The sequence below is a fragment of the Komagataeibacter sp. FNDCR2 genome, assembly GCF_021295395.1.
Taxonomy (GTDB): Bacteria; Pseudomonadota; Alphaproteobacteria; order Acetobacterales; family Acetobacteraceae; genus Komagataeibacter.
Genome location: NZ_JAIWOU010000001.1, coordinates 952,037 through 973,714 on the forward strand (window position 1 = coordinate 952,037; position 21,678 = coordinate 973,714).

At 59.9% G+C, this 21,678-nt stretch carries 21 protein-coding genes and 3 tRNA genes; 14 read left to right on the forward strand and 10 right to left on the reverse strand.

Annotated elements, in window-relative coordinates:
• Positions 1-4 precede the first annotated feature (4 nt).
• Positions 5-1,090, reverse strand: a complete 1,086-nt coding sequence (locus LDL28_RS04395) for an ABC transporter substrate-binding protein (protein ID WP_233057385.1) — start codon at positions 1,088-1,090, stop codon at positions 5-7.
• 141 nt (positions 1,091-1,231) lie between these two features.
• On the opposite strand from LDL28_RS04395, the gene LDL28_RS04400 reads away from it, so the two are divergent.
• Positions 1,232-1,307: transfer RNA gene (locus LDL28_RS04400), tRNA-Asn, on the forward strand.
• 236 nt (positions 1,308-1,543) lie between these two features.
• Here the strand turns inward: LDL28_RS04400 and LDL28_RS04405 are convergent.
• On the reverse strand, positions 1,544-2,068 hold the full coding sequence (locus LDL28_RS04405; protein ID WP_233057386.1) for a heme-binding protein: 525 nt from the start codon (positions 2,066-2,068) through the stop codon (positions 1,544-1,546).
• A 422-nt stretch (positions 2,069-2,490) separates the two neighbouring features.
• On the opposite strand from LDL28_RS04405, the gene LDL28_RS04410 reads away from it, so the two are divergent.
• Positions 2,491-3,717: a cation:proton antiporter gene (locus LDL28_RS04410; protein ID WP_233057387.1), complete on the forward strand. Its 1,227-nt coding sequence runs from the start codon at positions 2,491-2,493 to the stop codon at positions 3,715-3,717.
• Between the two features lie 66 nt (positions 3,718-3,783).
• Here LDL28_RS04410 and LDL28_RS04415 read toward each other — a convergent pair whose 3' ends face one another.
• Entirely contained in the window at positions 3,784-5,052 is a 1,269-nt protein-coding gene (locus LDL28_RS04415) for an MFS transporter (RefSeq protein ID WP_233057388.1), read from the reverse strand.
• Between the two features lie 107 nt (positions 5,053-5,159).
• Here LDL28_RS04415 and LDL28_RS04420 point away from each other — a divergent pair, with 107 nt between their 5' ends.
• The 5 genes from LDL28_RS04420 to LDL28_RS04440 all read left to right on the forward strand — a co-directional run bounded on the left by LDL28_RS04420 (position 5,160) and on the right by LDL28_RS04440 (position 6,651).
• Positions 5,160-5,525 carry a tRNA-binding protein gene (locus LDL28_RS04420; protein ID WP_233057389.1) on the forward strand — a complete coding sequence of 122 codons (366 nt, stop codon included), beginning with the start codon at positions 5,160-5,162 and terminating at the stop codon, positions 5,523-5,525.
• Positions 5,525-6,007: a xanthine phosphoribosyltransferase gene (gene gpt, locus LDL28_RS04425; protein WP_233057390.1), complete on the forward strand. Its 483-nt coding sequence runs from the start codon at positions 5,525-5,527 to the stop codon at positions 6,005-6,007. The genes LDL28_RS04420 and gpt overlap by 1 nt, the downstream gene beginning before the upstream one ends.
• Positions 6,008-6,142: 135 nt before the next feature.
• Positions 6,143-6,219 (forward strand) — tRNA-Pro (locus LDL28_RS04430).
• A gap of 22 nt (positions 6,220-6,241) precedes the next feature.
• Entirely contained in the window at positions 6,242-6,547 is a 306-nt protein-coding gene (locus LDL28_RS04435; protein ID WP_233057391.1) for an ETC complex I subunit, read from the forward strand.
• Positions 6,548-6,574: 27 nt separating this feature from the next.
• Positions 6,575-6,651, forward strand: a tRNA-Arg gene (locus LDL28_RS04440).
• A 309-nt stretch (positions 6,652-6,960) separates the two neighbouring features.
• On the opposite strand, the gene LDL28_RS04445 is transcribed toward LDL28_RS04440, so the two are convergent.
• The gene (locus tag LDL28_RS04445; protein WP_233057392.1) at positions 6,961-7,797 is read right to left on the reverse strand and encodes a hypothetical protein; all 837 of its coding nucleotides are present in this window, start codon (positions 7,795-7,797) and stop codon (positions 6,961-6,963) included.
• 159 nt (positions 7,798-7,956) lie between these two features.
• Here LDL28_RS04445 and LDL28_RS04450 point away from each other — a divergent pair, with 159 nt between their 5' ends.
• On the forward strand, positions 7,957-8,412 hold the full coding sequence (locus LDL28_RS04450; RefSeq protein ID WP_233057393.1) for a hypothetical protein: 456 nt from the start codon (positions 7,957-7,959) through the stop codon (positions 8,410-8,412).
• Between the two features lie 238 nt (positions 8,413-8,650).
• Here the strand turns inward: LDL28_RS04450 and LDL28_RS04455 are convergent, their stop codons facing one another.
• Positions 8,651-10,042 (reverse strand): lipopolysaccharide biosynthesis protein, encoded by a 1,392-nt coding sequence (locus tag LDL28_RS04455; RefSeq protein WP_233057394.1) that lies wholly within the window; start codon positions 10,040-10,042, stop codon positions 8,651-8,653.
• Between the two features lie 135 nt (positions 10,043-10,177).
• On the reverse strand, positions 10,178-11,464 hold the full coding sequence (locus tag LDL28_RS04460) for an O-antigen ligase family protein (RefSeq protein WP_233057395.1): 1,287 nt from the start codon (positions 11,462-11,464) through the stop codon (positions 10,178-10,180).
• Between the two features lie 275 nt (positions 11,465-11,739).
• On the opposite strand from LDL28_RS04460, the gene LDL28_RS04465 reads away from it, so the two are divergent.
• Entirely contained in the window at positions 11,740-12,426 is a 687-nt protein-coding gene (locus tag LDL28_RS04465) for a phosphoribosyltransferase (protein WP_233057396.1), read from the forward strand.
• An 86-nt stretch (positions 12,427-12,512) separates the two neighbouring features.
• Here LDL28_RS04465 and LDL28_RS04470 read toward each other — a convergent pair whose 3' ends face one another.
• Together LDL28_RS04470 and LDL28_RS04475 are read right to left on the reverse strand one after the other, a co-directional pair.
• A complete protein-coding gene (locus LDL28_RS04470) occupies positions 12,513-13,367 on the reverse strand; it encodes an OBAP family protein (protein ID WP_233057397.1) in 855 nt (284 codons plus the stop codon).
• A 277-nt stretch (positions 13,368-13,644) separates the two neighbouring features.
• The gene (locus LDL28_RS04475; RefSeq protein ID WP_233057398.1) at positions 13,645-14,148 is read right to left on the reverse strand and encodes a ferritin-like domain-containing protein; all 504 of its coding nucleotides are present in this window, start codon (positions 14,146-14,148) and stop codon (positions 13,645-13,647) included.
• A gap of 616 nt (positions 14,149-14,764) precedes the next feature.
• Between LDL28_RS04475 and LDL28_RS04480 the strand changes: the two genes are divergently transcribed.
• From LDL28_RS04480 to LDL28_RS04495, 4 genes are read left to right on the forward strand one after another with little or no spacing between them, the layout of a single operon-like run.
• Positions 14,765-15,271 carry a (2Fe-2S)-binding protein gene (locus LDL28_RS04480; protein WP_233057399.1) on the forward strand — a complete coding sequence of 169 codons (507 nt, stop codon included), beginning with the start codon at positions 14,765-14,767 and terminating at the stop codon, positions 15,269-15,271.
• Positions 15,268-16,278, forward strand: a complete 1,011-nt coding sequence (locus LDL28_RS04485; RefSeq protein WP_233057400.1) for a xanthine dehydrogenase family protein subunit M — start codon at positions 15,268-15,270, stop codon at positions 16,276-16,278. The genes LDL28_RS04480 and LDL28_RS04485 overlap by 4 nt, the downstream gene beginning before the upstream one ends.
• 12 nt (positions 16,279-16,290) lie before the next feature.
• The gene (locus LDL28_RS04490) at positions 16,291-18,525 is read left to right on the forward strand and encodes a xanthine dehydrogenase family protein molybdopterin-binding subunit (protein ID WP_233057401.1); all 2,235 of its coding nucleotides are present in this window, start codon (positions 16,291-16,293) and stop codon (positions 18,523-18,525) included.
• 34 nt (positions 18,526-18,559) lie between these two features.
• Entirely contained in the window at positions 18,560-19,171 is a 612-nt protein-coding gene (locus LDL28_RS04495; RefSeq protein WP_233057402.1) for a cysteine hydrolase family protein, read from the forward strand.
• Here LDL28_RS04495 and LDL28_RS04500 read toward each other — a convergent pair.
• A complete protein-coding gene (locus LDL28_RS04500) occupies positions 19,147-19,368 on the reverse strand; it encodes a hypothetical protein (RefSeq protein ID WP_233057403.1) in 222 nt (73 codons plus the stop codon). The two genes, LDL28_RS04495 and LDL28_RS04500, sit on opposite strands and share 25 nt — an antisense overlap.
• A 171-nt stretch (positions 19,369-19,539) precedes the next feature.
• Here LDL28_RS04500 and LDL28_RS04505 point away from each other — a divergent pair, with 171 nt between their 5' ends.
• Positions 19,540-19,866 (forward strand): hypothetical protein, encoded by a 327-nt coding sequence (locus LDL28_RS04505; RefSeq protein ID WP_233057404.1) that lies wholly within the window; start codon positions 19,540-19,542, stop codon positions 19,864-19,866.
• Positions 19,867-20,011: 145 nt separating this feature from the next.
• On the opposite strand, the gene LDL28_RS04510 is transcribed toward LDL28_RS04505, so the two are convergent.
• A complete protein-coding gene (locus tag LDL28_RS04510) occupies positions 20,012-21,670 on the reverse strand; it encodes a hypothetical protein (protein WP_233057405.1) in 1,659 nt (552 codons plus the stop codon).
• Between the last annotated feature and the right edge of the window lie 8 nt (positions 21,671-21,678).

A 21,678-nucleotide genomic window follows, 5' to 3' on the forward strand; every position in this document is an offset into this window, starting at 1 on the left:
TGCATCACGGGCGGGCTCCCGGCCCGTGATGCAGGATATCGGCCGAGATATGGCGTGCGTAGCCCGCGGAATCGAGGCTGTCAGGGAACAGGCCCAGCAGTTTCAGTTCATCCACATAACGCGCGATCTGGATTTTCAGGTCGTTGCCGACGGGGCTTATGCCCAGTACCTCGTGGCGCATCATCTGCAGGATCGCATCCTGCCGCATGCCCGCCACCCGGCCGTCAAGCAGGGTCGCGGCCTCGGGCATATGCGCGGGTAGCCAGCGGGCGGCACTGGACAACGCCAGCACCAGCGCCACGGCGGCGGATGGCGTCTGTTGCAGTACGTCGGCCGAGATCCCCAGGGCAAGGTTGGTGCGGCGCGCATACAGGCCGTTCACGCTATTGACCAGCTCAACCAGATCCAGCGCCGGGTTGCCCAGCAACTGCCACGCCAGCGGATCGTGCAGCGCCACGGCATCGACACTTCCGGCCAGCAGGGCGTCATCGATCTGGTCAGGCGGCAGAATGACCCAGTTCGGGGCGGTATCGGGATTGAGGCCCTTGCACCGCAGGATGACGGAAAAGAACAGGCGATCGGCCATATCGGCATTCAGCACGGCAATCCGGTGCCCGACGAGATCCTCGATCTTGGCGATTCTGAGCCGGCGGCGCACCAGCAGGCGGAACGTGCCCGCCTGCAACCCCATGACAAGCCGGGCCGGCAGAACCACGTCCGCCTGAAAGGCCTGCAGCCATGACAGCAGGGGCGCCACCGCCGCCATGCACCGCCCGGCCTGAAGGTCGGCAATGGCGTCACGCCCTGTCAGCACCCCTTCGCGCAGGTGCACATCCAGCCGGTACTGCGAAAAGAAGTCCTGCCTGAGCGCCACATTATATAGGGTTGACGTCCCGGCATAAGGCCATGACAGGGTCAGGTCATGGGGTTCGCCATCCAGCAGGGCATCATCACGCCGGACGATACGGGCCTGCTGGCGGCTTTGCAGCCACTGCGCGCCCACCATGGCGCATCCTGCCGCCGCCAGCAGCGGCATAACCACGCGACGGCGCGGCAATAGCCGCTTTCCGCCCCTGTTCTCTTCTACCATCAGTTACGGTTTCTCCTGCCATGCGAAGGTGTTACCGTTCTTTTGCCCGGTATGGCCCCCCTTATTTCCCTTTTTGAAAAAAAGTTCAAAAGGGGGGTTTACGCCTCCCCATCCCTATGGCTATAAGCTGCTCAACGCTGATCCCGAATAGCTCAGTTGGTAGAGCAAGCGACTGTTAATCGCTGGGTCGTAGGTTCGAGTCCTACTTCGGGAGCCACCTTTCCTTAAAATAGAATACGGCACGACAAAGCCGATCGTTCAGGCTCCAATGCGATGCCCGCGATATGGGTACGGCAGCAGCCGGGCTGCCGTATATGATTTTCCATCTGATGGATTTATCCACGGCCATTGCCCGTTAGAGTAACGGGCATGGAAGCTTCTTGAAAAAAAGCTTCACCAAAAACGCCCTTATGATTTCCGGCATATTCCCCGGGCAGGCGTTTCACACCGCTTCTAATGGAAATCCGCCCTGAATTTCGTGACGGCGGCCTGTGCGCAGGCTTCGTCCTTTTCACCGCCCGGCGCGCCCGAGACACCAATACCGCCCAGCACGACATTATCGGATACGCGACGTAACGTGACCCCTCCCGGCACGAACAGTACCTCCGGAATGGTATTGAGCGCGCCATTGGCCGGGCCGGTCACCTTGGCCGCGATCAGTTCGCTGGTCGTATTCATGTTGAAGGCCAGACCGTAGGAATAGGCCGTATAAGCCTTGCGATAGGACACCGAGAGCGATTGCAGCGGCACGCTGTCTCCCTTGATCACGGCCTGCTGGTGGCCGGTCGTATCCACAACCGTAGCGGTAACGGAATAACCCTGCGCGGCACAGGCCCGCACGGCTTCTGAAGCCAGATGCCCGGCCGTGGACCAGTCCAGTTTCGCCATCGTGACGATGTGGCTCTGGGCGTGCGCATGGCTTCCCGCCACAAGCCCCGCAAGGACGATGGCATGACGTAATAACCGATGTGAGGACATCCCGGGCCATTCCCTGTTGTGGCGGTACATGATGCGGAACAGCCCTGAGCCTACGCAACCACAAAAGCCGTCTTTCCCGCCCTCCGCCGGTCACAATAAGGCGTGAACCTTCCCCTGTTCCATGAGATGTCGGGGACAGGAGGCAGAAATAACCGCGCGGCCTTGCAGCATAGGCCCGGAATCATGCGGGCGCGGGAATAAGCCCGGCCATGGCGCAAAACCCGGCCAGAAAACCCGCGTTACAGACCTTTCCCCACTGCGGGAACATCCATTCCGGGCCGATAAGACAGCAGCGCGGGAACAGCGACGAAGCAAGCGTAGCCTGCCATATATTGCATATATTATACAACTTAACAAAAATAAAATTTTGCTTCCAGATTTTTATATATCATATGTGCGGTATAAATAAGGAAGAATGCAATTTGTCAGACATTACGGCACTTGTTCTTGACATTGGCCTGTTTGTTATTTTCCCGTGGGGATTATGGCGGCTGTTGCGCCGGGCAATACCTATTGTCGTCCTGCCGATCCTGTTGGGGATCATACTGGCTGTCATGCATGCGCCGGTGCAGCAGTTCGGCATCCCGTCCGTTCTGGGCAACAATATAGGCTGGCTGGCCGTGCTGGTGCTCGCGTTCACCGCCGGGCTGGAAATGTGGCAGGATCCGGATGTCCACCCATCCGCCCATACCATCCCCACCCCGCCGCTGGGGCGGCTGCTGGGCGGCGCGCTGGTCGCCCTGGGGGGGCCGTTCCTGCTCGGGTCGGTCTGCGTCTATTATTTCCTCCTGCCGCTGCATGGGTGGCAGCCACCGCATGTCGGCCCCCTGATCGGGGCCATGTCCATCGGGCTGTGCATCGCCGTCAGCGCGCTGCCCGTGCTGATCGGGATCGTACGCGAACTGGACCCGGTCCAGCGTTCCATCGGACAGCTTGCGCTCAAGCTGGCCGTGGTGGATGACGCGGCCCTGTGGATCGGGCTGGTTGCGCTCCAGTTCATGGCGCGTGGCTCCGCCGCCCTGCATGGCTGGACCGGGCTGGAATTCGTGGCGGTCGCACTGCTGGTCGCGCTGGCCATAGCCAGCAACTGGGCAACCCGCCATATGCCCAATCCCCCCGCCTGCGGCATATGGGCGGCGGTGCCGATCTATCTGGCTGCGGGATCATGGGCGAGCATGCAGCTTGGGCTGCATGAACTGATCGGAGCCTATTTCGCCGGTGCGCTCATGCCGCCGCGCTGGGTGGCGCGCCTGCCGGTGGAACGGGTCGGGACGTTCTCGCTTATCTGGCTGGCGCCGATGTTTTTTGGCCATAGCGGCCTGCATATCAATGGCGATGCGCTGACATGGCCCTCGGTCACGGCCTCGCTGCTGCTGGTTGTCATTTCCGTACTGGCCAAGATGGGATCGGTCTATATCTTCCCGCCCGCGCCGAACCTGACACGGCGGCAGGCGCTTGGCATGGGCGCGCTCCTGCAATGCAAGGGACTGATGGAAATCGTGGCGGCCACCATCCTGCACGCGCAGGGCATGCTGTCGGATTTCGCCTTTGCCTCGCTCATGGTCCTGGCGGTGATCTCCACGGCGCTGACCGGCCCGCTGTTCCGCCTGCTGGCCCCCCGGACGGACGCAGGCCACGTCACCCCCTGAAGGAAAACAGGGGGTATGCCCGCTGCACGGCGGCTTTCACCCGTTCATGAATTTCCAGCCCCGCCGTTATTCCGGGGTAATGTCATCCAGCCGGTCCAGCTTCCATAAAGCGGGAAACATCCGTATCCACAGGGCAGTGACAACCAGCGTGCCGACACCGCCCAGCGCCACGGAGCCGACCGGCCCGACCAGGCTGGCGAGCATTCCGCTCTCGAACTCGCCAAGCTGGTTGGAGGAGCCAAGGAACAGCATGTTCACGGCGGAAACCCGCCCCCGCATACTGTCGGGCGTGCGCAGTTGCACCAGCGCCCCGCGCACCACCACACTGACCACGTCCGCACCGCCCAGAACAGCAAGCGCCACGATGGAAACCGCCATGGAGCGCGACAGGGCAAAAATAACGGTCGCCACCCCGAACAGGGCCACCGCCGCGAACATGCGCGACCCCGCGCGGTGGTTGAGCGGCCGCCACACCAGCAGGAGCGAGCACAGCACCGCCCCCACGGCCGGCGCGGCCCGGAGCAGGCCAAGCCCCAGCGGACCGGCATGCAGGATATCACTGGCATAGACCGGCAGCATGGCGGTCGCCCCGCCCAGCAGTACCGCGAACAGATCCAGGGAGATCGCGCCAAGCATATCGGGCCGGGCGCGCATGAAATGCATGACCTCCACAAAGGCCGCGCGTGAAAGCGGTGCGCGCGCACGCGGCGTGAAGGCCAGCCTGATGCGCAGCGTACCGATGCACGCACATGCGAAACCGGCAGCGCAGACAAGGTAACACACCCCCGCCCCCGCCCCGTACAGCAGCCCGCCCACCGATGGGCCGGTCACTGCCGCGGCCTGGAACAGGGAGGACGAGACCGCCGCCGCGCGCGGGAACACATGGGCGGGCACAAGCGCGGGCAGGAAGGTCTGCTGGCACGGCATCTCGAACGCACGCGCCGCGCCGAATATGATGACCAGGACATAGATCATCCACGGCGTTGTCCAGCCCCCCAGCGCGCCGATAGCCATGAACAGCGCCGCAACCGCCTCGATACACTGGCACGTCACCACAATGGCCTGCCGGTTGAAATGATCCGCCGCATGGCCCGCGGGCAGCAGCAGCCCGACCATGGGCAGGAACTGCGCCAGCCCCACCAGCGCCAGCGCCGTCGTGCTATGGGTCAGCGCATAGATTTGCCACCCCACGGCCACCGCCTGCACGCACGCCGAAAAGGACGAAGCCGTGCGCGCGGCCAGAAACGCCACAAGGCCCGGATTATGACGAAGGGAATCGGGCCGGACGGGTGGTTCGGTCCCGTTGGTGGCGGGCGAGAGGGGGGCGGAAGACATGATGTTCCCATCCTAGCAGCAGCCATGGCGGATTTCCTACGCTTCCCCGCCTGAAAATTACGTTCCCGCGTTTGCAAATCCGCCCCAACACGGGCAAAAGCTGTTCCATGACAGACCCCGCCCCGCATGCCACCGCCGCCACCCCGCAGGGGGACGCGCGTGACTGGCTCGATATCCGTGCCGGTACGGTCGTGGCGGCCCTGCCCGTGCCCGAGGGGCGAGCGCACGCCTTCTGGCTGACCATTGATTTCGGCCCCCATATCGGGACACGACATTCGGTGGCGCAGGTCAGTCGTCGGTATGGCCCCGCCCGGCTGATCGGGCGGCAGGTCTGCGCGGTCATCAACATCCCGCCCCGGCAGGTCGGAACCTTCCGCAGTGAAGTGCTGACGCTGGGCATGCCCGACAGTAATGGAGAAGCCATCCTGATCCGCCCGGATGGCCGTGTTCCCGATGGAGGAAAACTTTTCTGATGGCTACAAGCTACGCAACCGTAACATGGGACCAGCTGCACCGCGATGCCCGCCAACTGGCCAGCACGCTGATTACCCGTGGCCCCTTCAGGGGAATCGTGGCCATCACGCGCGGTGGCATGATCCCCGCCGCGATCATCGCCCGTGAACTGGACTGCCGCCTGATCGAGACCGTGTCCGTCGTAACCTACGATGAAGAGAAAATGGGCGAGCCCAACATGATCAAGAAGCCCGAGGTCGCCGGCAATGGCGAAGGCTTCGTGATCATTGATGACCTGGTGGATTCCGGCGTCACGGCGCAGCTTGTGCGCCAGATGCTGCCCAAGGCGGTATTCGCGTGCCTGTACGCCAAGCCCGCGGGCCGTCCCATCACGGATCTTTTCGTGGTTGAGGTGCCGCAGGACACATGGGTACTCTTCCCGTGGGACACCGCGCCGCTGTTCATTCCGCCGCTGGCCAGCAAATCGGCCGGGGAAGAGTGATCCACCCCTCAACACGAGGTGTTGTTTACCGCGCCCGCCAGCACGACTTGCCGCGGGCATGACGGGCGCGGTATTTTTTTGCAAGAATGTGCTTGCCAGCGCGGCAGTTGCCACATAGGTTCCCGCTCGTGGTCGCGGGGCGTGGCGCAGCCTGGTAGCGCGCGTGTTTTGGGTACACGAGGCCCCCGGTTCGAGTCCGGGCGCCCCGACCATATCCAGGGAGACGGAATGTTCATGCGAGCCCGGATTTACAGGAAAGCAAAGCCCTCCACCCAGTCAGGGCAGGCAGGCACCCACACATGGGTGCTGGAATATGGGCAGAACCGCCCCCGCCATGTCGATTCCCTCATGGGGTGGACCGGCAGCGCGGATACGCCCTCACAGGTGCGGCTCCAGTTCCCCGATCAGGACAGCGCGGTAGCCTACGCCACGGAGCAGGGCATCGCCTTCGATATCGAGATCCCTGCCCCCCGCATTCGCCGCGCCAAGGCCTATGCCGATAATTTCCGTTATGATCGTATCCAGAACTGGACGCATTAGGCCCCGTCTGGCACAACGACATGTCCCGCGCCCTTAGCTCAGTCGGATAGAGCAACAGCCTTCTAAGCTGTGGGTCGCTGGTTCGAATCCAGCAGGGCGCGCCAGTTTCCAATGGTTTAGCAGCTAAAAAGTTTGCACGGTCCGCCCCAACGGGCCCGTGCGGGCTGCGATGGAGACCACCTTCCCGGCCTCTATCGCGCCTACGGTCGTTCCCTTCAGGTTGCTTTCTGGACTTTTCCTTTTGAAAAGCCTGTTCAGGGAATATTCCGAAAATCATTGGAAAGTTTTTGGTCGCGATGCTCCCGTGAAGCCCCCTTATGCAAGGGTGGCGTTCGCCCTGCTGATCGCAGCATCCACCAAAGGAATTCCCGTCAACCAGATCAGTGGCATAGTCGCGCCACGCATCGCCCCACTCAGTCCACCCGTTTATAAACCACCCAGTTCCTCTGCCTCTGGACCGTGCTGAAGGTGGGCTGATAATGCGCGTGGATTTCCTGGTACACCATCTGCCGTATCCGCATGTTCTCCGCATCATCCGCGGGTTCATGTGTAAGGATATAGGCAGGTTTGCCTGAAAGGATTTTCCTGATTTCGTCCGCCTGATTCATGCCCGTTGCGTGCTCCTCCACCGTGCTGCTCAGATGATCGGGAAAAGGATGGGTCGTAAGCGGGCAGTATTTCGTAAAGTCATATACGATAGACGAACCACCATACACGAAAACACATCCGGCCGGATTGGAAACCGCAGCCACGACAGAGCGAAACCTGTGGGCGTTTCCTTGTGTATGGAGATGTTTCACAAGCAGGTTCTGCCCACGTATGGTGCCATAAACGACCAGAAGACAGAGCCAGATCTTACCCGCCCGCTGGTTCCATAATGTCGAGGCCGCGACCGCAAGCGGCGGGAGCATAGGCAGGGCGTAATGAAGATAACGCGTGCCCATAATGCACACGCCCCCGACGGCGGCGGCGGCCCACAGGTTCAGAAACAATGCGCAGCTTTTCTGCCTGTCATCGGCCATGGGAACACCCATGACGGCGCGCAGGGGAAAGCTCAGCAGCAGTGGCGCGGTCAGCCAGAACATCGTGATACCCGCCCGCGTGGCTGAAGGCAGGGGATTACGATGGAAAATCGAAAGAATATTTGCATACCACCAGTCATATCCGTGGCCCATGACCAGATAGGCCAGCCCGATGGCCGCTGTTGGCGCAATCGCTATGGCCACCCATGCCAGCGCGTGCAAGTACATGGCGCGCAGGGATGCGCCGGTTTTGTAAAGACAGTAAAGCAGAAAAAAACCAGCGAAAGCGCCCTCGAATATAACTGTATATTTTATCTGTATTGCAATGCCGAACAGGCACATGACCCTGCGCGCTGTTCGCGCAACGTCCTGCGGGCTGGAAAATCGATGGACAAGACCATCCACGACAAGCGCCATCGCCATGGCTACAAGGAGATTGTAAAAAACGGGAGACTGTCCCCCCTCTCCCCCTTCGAGCACTGTCCAGGCAATGTACAGCAAGGCGGCGACAAACGCCCCCGAAGCCGAGGCAATGGTTCTGGCCATGCCCATCAACACAACGCCTGTCAGCCAGACGCTAATGAGCGCGCCAATCCCGAACACCCAGACCCGGTACGGGCCAAACAGGTGAAAAAAAGCGTAAAGGACAAAAAGACCCAGTGGTTTCCTGTCCCATATATCGACAAAGGGAAGATCACCATGCAGCAGTCGGCCGCCTGCAAACAGGTAAAACCCCTCATCAGCGCCGATAAGTGGATTACCCAGGGCAACAAACCGCGTGACAATGGAGAAAAAAAGCAGCGCTATAATATATTTTTTTCGTGCATTTTCCGCGATAAGTAATTTAATCATTACACACATTCATTTAATCAAAAATTTCCGTATATATGCTGCACTTCGCATGCTCCCCGCAATACCGGGACCACAGCACCCTGACAGCCCGACGCAAAAGAACGCCATGGGTTCCGTTGAGGGATTCAATTCCGTCAAAAACAGTGGCCGGACACCACCCTGACCCCGGATTACCGTCCATCAGGGCCACCTGCCGCGATGGGGCTGCTGGCGCAAGAAGCCATATGCCCTATGGGCAGCCCTGCCCCGCCCCTTCCTTCACCCCTGTCGCAACTGGGCTCGATGCCGGGGCGAGCGGCTCGACCGGCCTGCGGCCAGGTGCCACGCGGCGAAACCAGGCGAAGACGGGACGCAGGCAGACACACAGCATGATCAGCGCCGCCACATCGGCCGCCGCCGCCGCCCCTTCCAGATGCCAGGCCCTTGTCATGCCATAGACCAGGGGCAGATAGGTCAGGGTGACGATAATCCGGCCCTTCAGCACCTGCGAAATTTGCCCCATCACCGTCAGCAACGGCTCCAGTGGCACCACACCCAGCCCCAGGATGGCGCTTCCCAGCATCAGCATGATCAGGTGGCGCCCCCCATGCCAGTGTACATGCAGCATCCATGTCAGCAGGATATTGCCCACCGCCACCGCCACCCCCATGAGCACGACCGAAAACCCGGCGATCATGCAGAACAGCTTGATCGTCACGCGCTTGATGCCATACCAGTCCTGCTTTTCACGCAGGCGGATGAATTCGGGGTAAAGTGCGGGCATCATAAGCTGCGCGGGTTTGGCGATCCCTTCGCCAATCTGGCGTGAAACGCGATAGACAGCCGCATCCGCCGGACCCAGAATACCACCCACAAGCAGGGTACCGAACTGGTTGAAGACCGAGCCGAGCACATTGTTGAAACTGGTGGAAAGCGTGAACCGCCAGATGCCTGGCGCATCCTCGGGCTTCAGCCGGGTAAACAGGCTGAACCGCAGGGAACCCCCGGCATGGCGCAGTTGCAGCAGGCCCAGCGTGGTGCCGCTTATGAACATCGTCACCTGCGTCGCGCTCCATACCAGCAGGTAGTAATCCAGCCCCATATGCCACATGAACCCGATGCCCGAGCCTATGGTACGGACCATGATGCCGGTCAGGTCGGTCAGCATTGTCAGCCAGAAGCAGTTACACAGGCGGAACACCCCCGCCGACCAGCTTATGTTCATGAACCACAGGGTCAGCATATAGGCGAAGGCCGCCCCCTGATCCGCCGCCGGCCACCCCATATAGGTGCCGAACAGCGCCACCCCCACCGTGCCGACAAGCCACCCGACCCCGCCGCTGATGTAATCCGCCCGTATGCAGAACGCCAGCACGCGGGAAAACTGCGCCCGCCTGCCATTGGTGAACGGGTCGGTGCCATAATGCAGCAGGGGTTGCCACGATTGCAGGTGCGTCGCGGCCGATACCGCCGTGCCGAAGGTGGTCACAAGCATGAGCACACCGAACTGCTGCAACCCCAATGCGCGCACCGCCCATGCGACATACACGAAACTGCAGATCGCATTCGTCGCCCGCCCGGCGATCAGGAAGCCGGTATTACCGAATATGCGCCTGAGCGCATCCCGTTCCTCAGTGGACATGGGTCATCACACGCGCAAAAACCCGTGCACGGGACAGAACCGGACACGTTCCTTTCAGGCAACAGGCGAAAACGATGGCGCAGGCTCCTCTTGCTAAAGCCGGATACGGTCATGACCGGCGGAGGGTGAACCGCTTCATCCGTCACGTCTTCCGCGCGGGCACTCTAATGCGGCGGTCCCCCCACGACTAGCCCCCTGCATCCCGTATTGCAACCGGCTGGCAACTGGTGAAGCCGCCAGCGCCCAGCCGATCACCATGAACATCCAGCCCGCACTCGGCTGGGTCAGGAATGAACTGCTGGACTGGACGGGCCAGAATATGACGCCACATGTCACCGCCAGCATCAGCCGCTGCGGGTCGCGCGCGGGCACGATCCCCGCGCATATCGGTCGCAGCCAGCACAGGGCCAGGGCCATAAACAGGATAAGTGCGGGCAGGCCCCCCATGGTTCCCACCAGCAGGTAATAGTTGTGCGGGTGCAGGTTACATCCACCTGCACCGCCATACGGCCCCTCCGCCACACCCAGCCATGGCAGGCCATGGAAATAGGCCGGATCCGGACAAGCGTGGCGAAAACCGTCAAAACCCAGCCCCAGCCATGGGTGGTGCTGGATCATGACACCCGCGCGGATGAACAGCATACCGTAAGGGCTCTGGGCGAACCCGCGCATGTGCATGATAAAATTCACGACCAGCTTGTGATAGGCCTGGGGCGCCAGAACCGGGGACAGCCCGATACCGATGGCCCCGAATATACCGACCACCACCAGCCCCCCCCGCAGGCGCGGCACCAGAATCCCGACAATCCCCATACCCGCCAGCAGGCAGAGCAGCGGCATGCGCTGGGCCACCAGCCCCATTGTCAGGACCAGCCCCAGCAACATGGCCGCCGCCATGACCCGCCCCCGCGCACCTTCACGCAGGGCAAGCCGTATGGCCTGGGGGAAAATTGCCGGCAGCGCGGTCATGACCAGCGCATGCCCGGCGCGGGGCGCCCATAACGGCCCCAGCAGCGCGCCATCCACCCAGCGGCCATACCCCATGAAATTACGGCCACACAGATACTGCTGCCAGCATCCGGCCACCAGCCACAGCGCGACCGCCCCGTAAACCCGGACCAGAACGCCACGCGTGCGCGGATCTGGCAGTACCCATATCTGAAGTGCGGCGACAAACAGGAAATACCGTACCAGACATAACGCCTGTACCAGCGCATGCCCGCTGCCCACCACCGCGGAAGACAGTACAAGATCCCCCCACAACAGGCCTGCCACGACAACCCATGCCTGATGCAGCCAGTTCCAGTCGCGGCACGCCACACAATGGGCGACAAACAGTACGGCCACCGCCGTCATGATGATTTCCGCCGGGGCCAGCGCGTACAGCAACAGCAGCGGCATCGGAATCACAAGCCCGGTCACAACCCGCCGCATCCATACTTCCGCCTGCCGCATCCCCTCCCCTTTCCAGTCCTGCCTGTCGCGTCTTGTCGTTGCGGTGGATATATCGCAGGCGGCCGCAAAACAAAACAGAAGGGAAACCGCCTTTCACAAGGCGCCGCAAGCCGCATGGCTGTGCACTCACCGGCCGGATCATCCATGCCGCTTCATGCCTGCCGTCCCCTTGACAGGACGCACCGCCACACGACAGGTCAACAGGGTTCGCCCCCATCATCCACCCATCGCGGAAATCATCCATGCCGACACTGTCCTACCACGCCGAATGGCGCCCGCATGCCCCGGCGGAGTTACCATCCTGCCATACCACCTCCTACCCGGCGCGGCTGAAGGATGGCTCCGCGCTGATCCTTCCCCTGCGCCCCCTTCCCGATGGAGACAGGGCGATCGCCCTTCTCATGTCCAACCAGACGGATTTTGCCGTTGAACGTGAAATCATCCGGCTGCTGACGGACACGGCGCGGGAACTGGCCCCGGAAGTGATTGTGGGGGTTCCGACCATGGGGCTGGCTTATGCGCGCCCCGTGGCGGAAAACCTGGGGTTCGACAGCTATGTCGCATTGGGGCATTCACGCAAATTCTGGTACGATGAAGAGCTTTCGGAACCACTGACGTCCTCCACCAGCCCGGACCGGAGCAAGCGGCTATATCTGGACCCCGCACTTGTGGAACGTGTGCGGGGCAAGCGTGTCCTGATCGTGGATGACGTGCTGAACACAGGCCGGACCGCGGCGGTCGCAACCCGGCTCATGCACAAGGTGCAGGCCGAGGTCACCGGCATCATGGCCGTCTTGACGGAAGGCTGGGCCTGGCAGGCCGAGTTGGGCAAAGTCGGACAGGACACGCCCGGCCTGGTTCACGCCCTGGGTCATATTCCCCTGTTTGAACGCGGCGCGGGGGGCTGGTATCCTGTCGCGGGCAGTTGATACGCTTTTCCCCCTGACCGGCTGAACGGATCCGGGGGCTGCATGATGCGGCCATGGGGGCACCTGTTCCCACAAGTATTCGGAAATTATCCCGGAATATTCCTTACCGGCATGTCAACAAGCTGTAATTGCATTGTCATGCCGTCCTGCCATGCATTCGCGCCCGCCACGACATGGGGTGTCGGTATATCCGCCCGGTTCTTTTGTTCGCTTGCGGTGGAAATACCGAAACGCCTGTCCCGGTCATCCAGAAGGGACTGCCGGACCTGACCATCTTTTGTAAAGCCCATCATGAGCTGGGGAATACCGAAGGGAAAATCATGGTCCCGGTCGATCTGCCAGGTGTGCCATGTTTTCCCGTAAGTGGTGACAAGGTCCGTCATGAATGCATGCTCACCGATATCGGGCACGCCGGGTGCTACAAGCATACCTGACTTCACCTCGTAATGATGGCTATGCCATAACTTCTTTTCATCTTCTGGAAGTGTTTTGAATATTCGTTCACTTACAATATATTCGATGCCAATCAGCTTGGCGTTTTTCTGGTTGGCTTCATAAATCACGCATTGATGGAAGTCTTCCGTAAGATGCGTGCAGAAATGATTGGCCTCGACCTGACGGCCCATGTCGTCCGCATAGAAATGAAATCCATTCAGATACTCACTCATGGCATCAATGGGTTTCTTTACCTGCAGGGTATCGGCGGCTGTGTCGAGTACATTGCTGCGCATTGATTTCGGGCGGCCGGGCACGGGCGTCAGGGGCTTGTCCGCCGCACGGGCGTTACGCCCGCCCATGGCCGCAAACGGGGCCGCGACAAGGCTTGCCGCGAATGTACGGTTGAAACAGCGGCGGCAGGTTAAGTTATGAAGGAATGACATCGTCCATCCTTTCAGACCATTTGAACCGTGCTTCGTGCCGTCTCCTGCCGCCAGATACACGCGACACCCCGCGCATGAATGTGCGGGACAAACGCGAGCGGGCTGAAAACGAGATGTGGACAGCATGCGCCAGAAGCGACAGGCCCGGGGCAACCGGGACTGGATCCCGGCGCCCCTGCCCCTCCTGACGTCACATGACCGGCTCACAGCGATGCCAGAACTCTCTCGTGCCCCCCGCGATATCGGCAAGTCGCATCGGGCTGAGTTCCGTCCGTCGCGTGCGCCTTACCTTTCCAGCGGGTGAGCCGTCCTGCGCGCCTCGAAGAACGCTCCGCCGTCAGGCGGCATGCTGGTTCACGCACCCTTCGGCAATGCGCGTCAGTTTCTGGTCGGCAGATTTTTCTTCCTCAAGCGTCTGCCTCAGCAAAGACGCGCAGTCGGCACGACCAAGCTGTGTGGCATAGGCGATAAGGCTGCCATAACGGGTTATTTCATAATGTTCGACAGCCTGGGCGGCCGAGAGCATGGCAGCGTCACAGACCTCGGGATCATCGCAGTCGCTGATGATGTCCTTCGCCTCGGCGAGAATTCCATCCATTGCCTGGCATGTTGCCCCTTTGACGGGTTGACCATGCATCTGGAATACCTGCTCCAGCCTGCGCACCTGCCCCTCCGTTTCCGTCAGATGCTGCTGGAAGGCAGCCTTCAGTTCCGGTTCAGACGCCTTTTCCGCCATGGTGGGCAGATTCTTGACGATCTGGTTTTCGGCATAATAGATGTCCTGAAGGGTATGCACGAACAGGTCATCCAGCGTCTTGATAGGTTTCGTGAACAAGCCCATTGGTTTTCTCCATTATTGAAGGAATATCTGTTACCTGACTGGCGTGGGGCATGCGGCAAACCGATCGCGGCACCCGGTATCCGGGATACGAAGTCAGGTATTTCGTGGCCCTGCGCGCCAGCCTTGGCGTGCTGCCCACAGCTACCGCCCCGGTTTGCCATTTTTCCATTCTTCTTTATTGATATTGGGACGGTCGTTCATCCAACCGACCTGTGACAAACTGCCCGGCATGAACGGGGTTTCAAGGTTTCAGGAAAAAAATACAGTCTTTCTGGAAATAGAAAACGCGACGGGAGCGAGCGGCATTTTATTCGCGTTTCCACATTAAAATCTTCCCGGTCATAATAACGGCAATATATTTGACTATGTAATTCAGGAAAATTGTGACGCAGGCAAACCATCCTGACTGTCCACACGGAACCATCGGGACAACCATGGCCAGACCGGGCCATCGGTGCCTATCCGTGCGACCCGATCCTCTGCCATCTTCCGTCACCTGAAAGAAAAAGGGTGCCTCGCGCATCCATTTTCGAACATGACGCGCAACCGGCAGTCTCCCAACTCTTTAATCCTGCGTTGGCCGCCGAGAGCCTGAAGCCAGCAGGAGTGATGTCTCATGAACAGTGCGTCCATGGTGGCTCCCTGTCGCCTCCGGATTAATGGACAGGATTATGCCGCTGACCTGCCGCCATCCGTCACGTTGCTGGACCTGCTACGCGAACGGCTCGACCTTACCGGCACAAAAAAGGGATGCGACCACGGACAATGCGGTGCGTGCACCGTGCTGGTCGGGGGAAAACGCGTCAAAAGCTGCCTCGTACTGGCGGTCTCGATACCCGACACCGCCGTCACGACCATTGAGGGCATCAGTCAGGATGGCCAGTTGCACCCGATGCAGCAGGCCTTCATCGACGCCGATGCCTTCCAGTGTGGTTACTGCACGCCAGGACAGATCATGTCCGCAATCGCGCTGCTGGAAGAAGGCCATGTCCGTTCCCGCGAAGAGATCCGCGAATTCATGAGCGGCAATCTCTGCCGCTGCGGTGCCTATAACGGCATTATCGACGCCATTGAGCAGGTCGCCGCGCAGCGGCATCGGGACAGTGCGGGAGAGGCCGCATGAGGAACTTTTCATATGCGCGGCCCGGCACGATCGATGAGGCATACCACGTTGCCGAGCGCACGCGCTTCCTTGCCGGCGGCACGAACCTGATCGACCTCATGAAATCGGATGTCGAGCGCCCCGCTCATGTAATCGACCTCAAATCCCTCGGCATGAACCGGATTGAAGAACAGCCCGGTGGCGGCCTGCGTCTTGGCGCGCTGGCGACCAACGCCGATACGGCCATGCATCCCCTGGTGACGGAACGCCATCCCCTTCTGGCCTCGGCCATTCTCGCGGGTGCCAGTGCGCAGATCCGGAACGTGGCGACCAATGGTGGCAATCTGAACCAGAGAACACGGTGCCATTACTTTTATGATCCCGACATGCCCTGCAACAAGCGCGCCCCCGGCGTCGGATGCGCCGCGCGCGGCGGTCGCAACCGGATCATGGCCGTGCTGGGAACGAGTGACGCATGTATCGCCACATTCCCGTCGGACATGTGCATCGCCCTCGCGGCGCTGCATGCGACGGTCAATCTGCACGGCCCGGAAGGCGCACGGTCGGTGCCCGTACGTGACTATCATTGCCTGCCCGGGAAGACACCGTGGATCGAGAACGTCCTGCAGTCCGGCGAAATCGTGACATCCATTGATCTGCCCGCCATTTCTTTCGAGGGGCATTACACATATCTCAAGATCCGCGACCGGCTTTCCTTCGCCTTCGCAATCGTTTCTGTTGCGGTTGGGCTGGAAATGGAAAGCGACGGCACCATTCGCTGCGGTCATGTTGCACTGGGCGGCGTGGGAACAAAGCCCTGGTGCGTGCCGGAGGCAGAGGCGCTGATGAAACACAGGCCGCCCTCGCATTCGCTTTTCCGGGACGTGGCCGAGCGTATCATGGAGGGCGCCGTCATGGATCGCGACAACGCCGCCAAGCTGAAGCTCGCGCCACGTGTGATCGAACGGGCGCTATGGCAGGCCGCCGAAGGCACGCCCCAGTCCCAGACCTGCAAGATTATCCGCTGAAGGAGGCGCACCGTGAACGTCGCGTCAACGAATATCGGGCAACCCGTCTCACGGATCGACGGGTTTGCCAAGGTGACCGGGCAGGCGAAATATGCCGCGGAACCTCATCCGCCAGGACTGGTGTACGGTGTTATCGTCAACAGTCAGATCACACGCGGCCGCATCGAAAACATCCACGACCATGCGGCACGCGCGGTTCCCGGCGTGATCGAGGTCATGACGCACCGCAATCGCCCGCATACGGCATTATTCGAAAAATCCTATGTGGATGATCTGGGCATACCGGGATCGCCCTACAAACCCCTGCATGACAGCAAAATTCGCTTCAACGGACAGCCCGTCGCCGTCGTCTTCGCGGAGACGTTCGAGGCGGCGCGTGAAGCGGCGATGCTGGTTCAGGTTGATTATGAACAGTGGCCCCATAACGCCGATTTCGAAGCCGCCCTGCAACAGAAATACATGCCCACGAAAACGCGCAGCAATTATGTTCCCCCCAGGTCAAGGGGAAACGCCTCCGAAGCCTATGCGCTGAGTGCGGTAAAGGCCGGGGGGCGCTTTCATCTTGCATCGGAACATCACAATCCGATGGAAATGCACGCCACGACCGTTATTGTCGAAAACGATGGCGCACTGACGGTCTGGGACAAGACACAGGGCTCCCAGGCGGTCCAGAGTTACCTGACGAAGGCCCTGTCCCTGCCCAGGGATCAGGTACGCGTTCGCAATCCCTACGTCGGGGGGGCGTTCGGCTCCGGTTTGCGGCCCCTGTACAATGTCTTCCTCGCCACCCTTGGCGCGAAAATGCTCAGACGCTCGTTACGCGTGAGCCTGACACGATCGCAGATGTTCACGCATGTTTTCAGGCCGGAAGCGGTCATGGACATAGCACTCGGCGCCAGTGCGGACGGAACGCTGCAGGCGATGATCGTCAAAGGTGTTACCGACACTTCACGCTTCGAACACAACATGGAAAATATCGTCATCTGGGGGCTGATCAATTACAAATGTCCCAATGCCGCAGCAGACTATGAAATAGCGCCACGGGACACTTACACCTCCAGCGATATGCGCGCGCCAGGTGCTGCAACCGGCGTTAATCTTTTTGAGATGGCAATAGATGAAATGGCCTGGGCCTGCAGGATGGACCCGCTGGCATTCCGGCTGCGCAATTACTCGGAAATCGACGCCATGCATGACATGCCGCTCACCAGCAAGGCTTTACGGGAGGCACTGTTGCTGGGCGCCGGGCATTTCGGCTGGCACGGGCGCCATCCCGTTCCCGGCACCATGCGCGACGGCAGGGAACTTATCGGCTGGGGAATGGCGACCGGCCTTTGGGACGCCATGTTCTCCCCTACCTCCGCCCGTGCCCGCCTGAGTTCCGACGGACGGCTCCATATCGCCACCGCCGCCGCGGATATCGGGACCGGCACTTACACCATTCTGGCCCAGACGGCTTCAGAAGCGTTCGGGATCCCGATCGACGGGATCGATATTGAACTGGGAGATTCCACTCTGCCGGAATGCCCGACCGAAGGCGGTTCATGGACGGCAGCCTCTGCGGGGGCCGCCGTCTGGCGTGCCTGCCGGAGCCTGCGTGAAAAATTCTTAAAGGCGCTTGCCAGAAATGAAAATATTCCGGACTGGGCAAAGCAGGATACCGTAACGCTGGAGGCTGGCGTCGTGCAGGGCATGCAGGGCAATGAAAGGCGCGTCCTTTCCCTTTCCGACGCCCTCTCCCTTATGGGACAGGACAGCCTCGAAGCCGAAGAAACCGCAAAACCGGGACTGTGGGGAAAGATCAGCCAGATGCGCAAAGCCCGTTTTACGCATAGCGCGGTCTTTTGCGAAGTACGCGTGGATCAGGAACTGGGCACCGTGCGCGTGACCCGCCTTGTCAATGCCGTGGCGGCGGGGCGCATCATGAACCCGAAAACCGCCGCCAGCCAGATACGCGGCGCCATGGTGATGGCGACGGGAATGGCGTTGCATGAGGACTCATTGATGGATGAGCGTGTCGGCCGTTTCATGAATCACAGTTTCGCGGAATATCATATTCCGACCCATGCCGACATTCCGGACATCGATGTTCTTTTTGTGGATGAACACGATGAGGAAGTCAGCCCGCTGGGGATCAAGGGCGTGGGTGAGATCGGTATGTGTGGCACGGCCGCCGCCATTGCCAACGCCATTTTCCACGCCACCGGAAAGCGGTATCGCAACATGCCAATAATGCCGGGCGCCTGAATAAAACCCGTTTCCGACTGGTGGAGAATCCCGGATGGATCTGGATAGCTTCCTTCAACATGGTCGGTGGCTTCACGTTTGCGTTGATATGCAAAGGATGTTTCGTGAAAAGACCCCATGGCAGGCCGCATGGATGCCCAGTATCCTTCCGAATATTGTCGATATTGTAACGCGGCATGCTGAAAATACTGTCTTTACCCGCTTTATTCCCCCCCAGCGCGCCGACGACGCATGCGGGGCATGGCGGGAGTATTACGAACACTGGCACCAGATGACACGAGCGGAAATTGACCCCGACCTTCTTGAACTCGTGCCTGAGTTGAAGGTGTTTTCTTTCCCGGACAAAGTATTTGATAAAAATAATTATTCCGCGTGGCGCGCAACGAAGTTCCGGGATTATGTCAGAAACCATGATCCCGCGGCGATTGTACTAACAGGTGGTGAAACAGATATCTGCGTTCTGTTCACCGCCCTGGAGGCCATAGACCGAGGGTACAGGACCATCATCATTTCTGATGCTGTTTACAGTTCCGTAGATGAAACGCATGATTCAACAATCAATTTTTATACAAAGCGTTTTACAAATCAGATTTTGACCATATCGACAAAGGAATTTAACCGTCAGGCACCGACCTCCGGCAGGTAGGGATCCTGTTCCTTTCCTGCTTTGGGTCTGATCCGCTCAAAAAAGTGCAGCCTCATCGTGTCCACACCCTTCGGAAGATTATGACGACATTTTCTTGAAGTATTGAGGAATGTATCGTGACGGTGATCAATATTGTGCTGATGCGCCACGCGGAAAAACCGGACGAAAAATTTCATGAAACCGGCATCGACGCTCATGGCCGGGACGATCCCTATTCATTGAGCAGACGGGGGTGGCGCCGCGCAAGGGAACTGGCCGGTTTCTTTGCCTTCCCGGGCAGCAGGACGCTACGGCTACCGATACCTGATCGCATTTTCGCCTCGGCTTTCCGGCCCGGTGGCGGCCATAGCCGGCGGCCGGAACAGACCGTGCAGCCACTTTCCGAACAACTGAACTGCCCCGTGGATCTGACCTGGGCGCTGCATCAGGAACAGGAATTCGGTGCCGTTCTTTCCACTATGGAAGGCACATCGCTGGTCTGCTGGCAGCATCAGGGCCTCGCCCCCCTGACGAGGGCGATTGTCGCACCGCAACAGTTCCCCGGGCTTCATGAATGGCCTTCTGGTTGTTACGACAGGATATGGTGGCTCCACCGAAGCCGCCGCACCATGGCATGGCGCATCACATCGTATCGCATGACCGGACCACCGGACTTCCTGCTACAGCCCGATGAAACCAACCGACTGCCCCCATAACACCCCCACACACCATGGTATTGCGCCAGTTCGGAAAGGATGCCGAACCGAAAGCCAACAGCATGATCGAGCGGTTTAACGGACGTATCGCGACCGAAGTGCCCCCAATATTACGTCTCCAGTCATACAGCGCCTGAGAACCGGCTCAGGGCTGCTTCGTGGGAACCGCCCACCACGTTCCCGTCTGAATTCCACCGCTATTCTTCATTACCTGATGAACGGAAGAATTCGTAAAAACTGATGGAGGTGTAGCCAACAGTACCTGATTGGCCGCGGTAGATGACGAAGAACATGCGCTCTTCCCCAAAGCGGTATAAATGCCGTTTTCGGTTGATCTGCCAAAATCTTCCGCCAGGCTGGCAATCCGGACATTACTGCATCCTCCGCCAAGGCTATATTTGGCGTTGAATGTAAATGCCGCGTTGAAGAGCATTCGTCCTTCAACCTGCCCCAGATATGCGGATACGGCCCCCCCTGAATCCACCATCATGACGGACGCTCCTGAGGCAGGCGTTCCGGATGATGCCCCGTTCTGGCCAAAGGTGCGTAGCGAGTTGACCGTAACCACAACGCCGGAAGCCGCTACTTCCAGACAGTTTACGGTGCTGTCACACGACAGCTTGCCGACCTGCACCCCTGTTGCTACGCCACTGGCGAAGCTGTTCGTGCCTGCGTAAAAATAGATCCCCGCTCTAGCCGGCAGAACAAATATGTTATCCAGAAACGGGCTGTCCACACGCCCGAGTTTTACGGCTTGGCTGTGAGCTTCCTGATAGGACATAACCGCATTCGCGCCGGACCAGTATGGCCATGCGTGAATGTTGTTGATGCGTGAGACATCCGCGTCGGCATCAATATTGACCGAATAATCAAAAAACTGCCCGTACAGCCCTTCAATAATTGTACGGCCTCCATTTACGGAATTCACGCCAGCAAGAACCCCGTCCATGAACAGGTTCCGCAGAAGCGTGTATCCTTCCACATTATGCAGATAGATAACGGGGGGATAGATAACGGGCGTCCAGGACGTTGCGTTGGCCGCTGGCGCTGTCTGGCCCGGCTGCCAGAATGCGATATCTCGTATCTGCGTGCCACGGGACTGTATATCGTGGACATACACCGGCGGGACGGTTGTTTCGTCAATATCGAACCATGTACCCAATGCGGCTGCTGGGCTCTGCGCGGAATAATTTTCCAGCCAACCCGCGCCCTGAAGAGTGACCGGGCATCCAATACTGATCTCGCTGTCGATCACATAATGACGCGGCAGGAAACGGACCGTACCGCCACCTGCTGCGCAGACGGTGGCCACGGCTTTCTGTATCCATGGCGCATCATCAGCACCATTGTTTCCTGCTCCCTTGAGATAGTCCGGCACAACCTCGTACAGCGTGGACAGGTATCCTGAAACATTGAAATTCCCGGATGTATCCATCGTAGCGATCCGGGCACCGCTACTGTTCCTGAACGGCAGCGTCGTGGAGGACAGGGAAATAGTCGCCGCCCCCACTGTCGCGTTGGTCAGGATCGGGGTTGTCAGGTTCTGGTTCGTAGACGTGTCGCCGCTTCTGTTGAGCTTGAGACCCTCTGCCCCTGTGGCGCGCGAGATTTCCTCTCCCATCGCGATACTGAGCGGTGAACCGTTATAGAGGAGCGCGGCCTGCCAGTCCTCAAGCGTCGGAACGTAACTTGTCGTCCATCTGGACGGCGGCACCGGTGAACGCGCCTGCGCGCTCATTGGCAGAAACAGGAGGAATGCCATGATGATACGTTTCATTTCTTCGGTCTCTCCGTCATCAGGCATGCCACGCG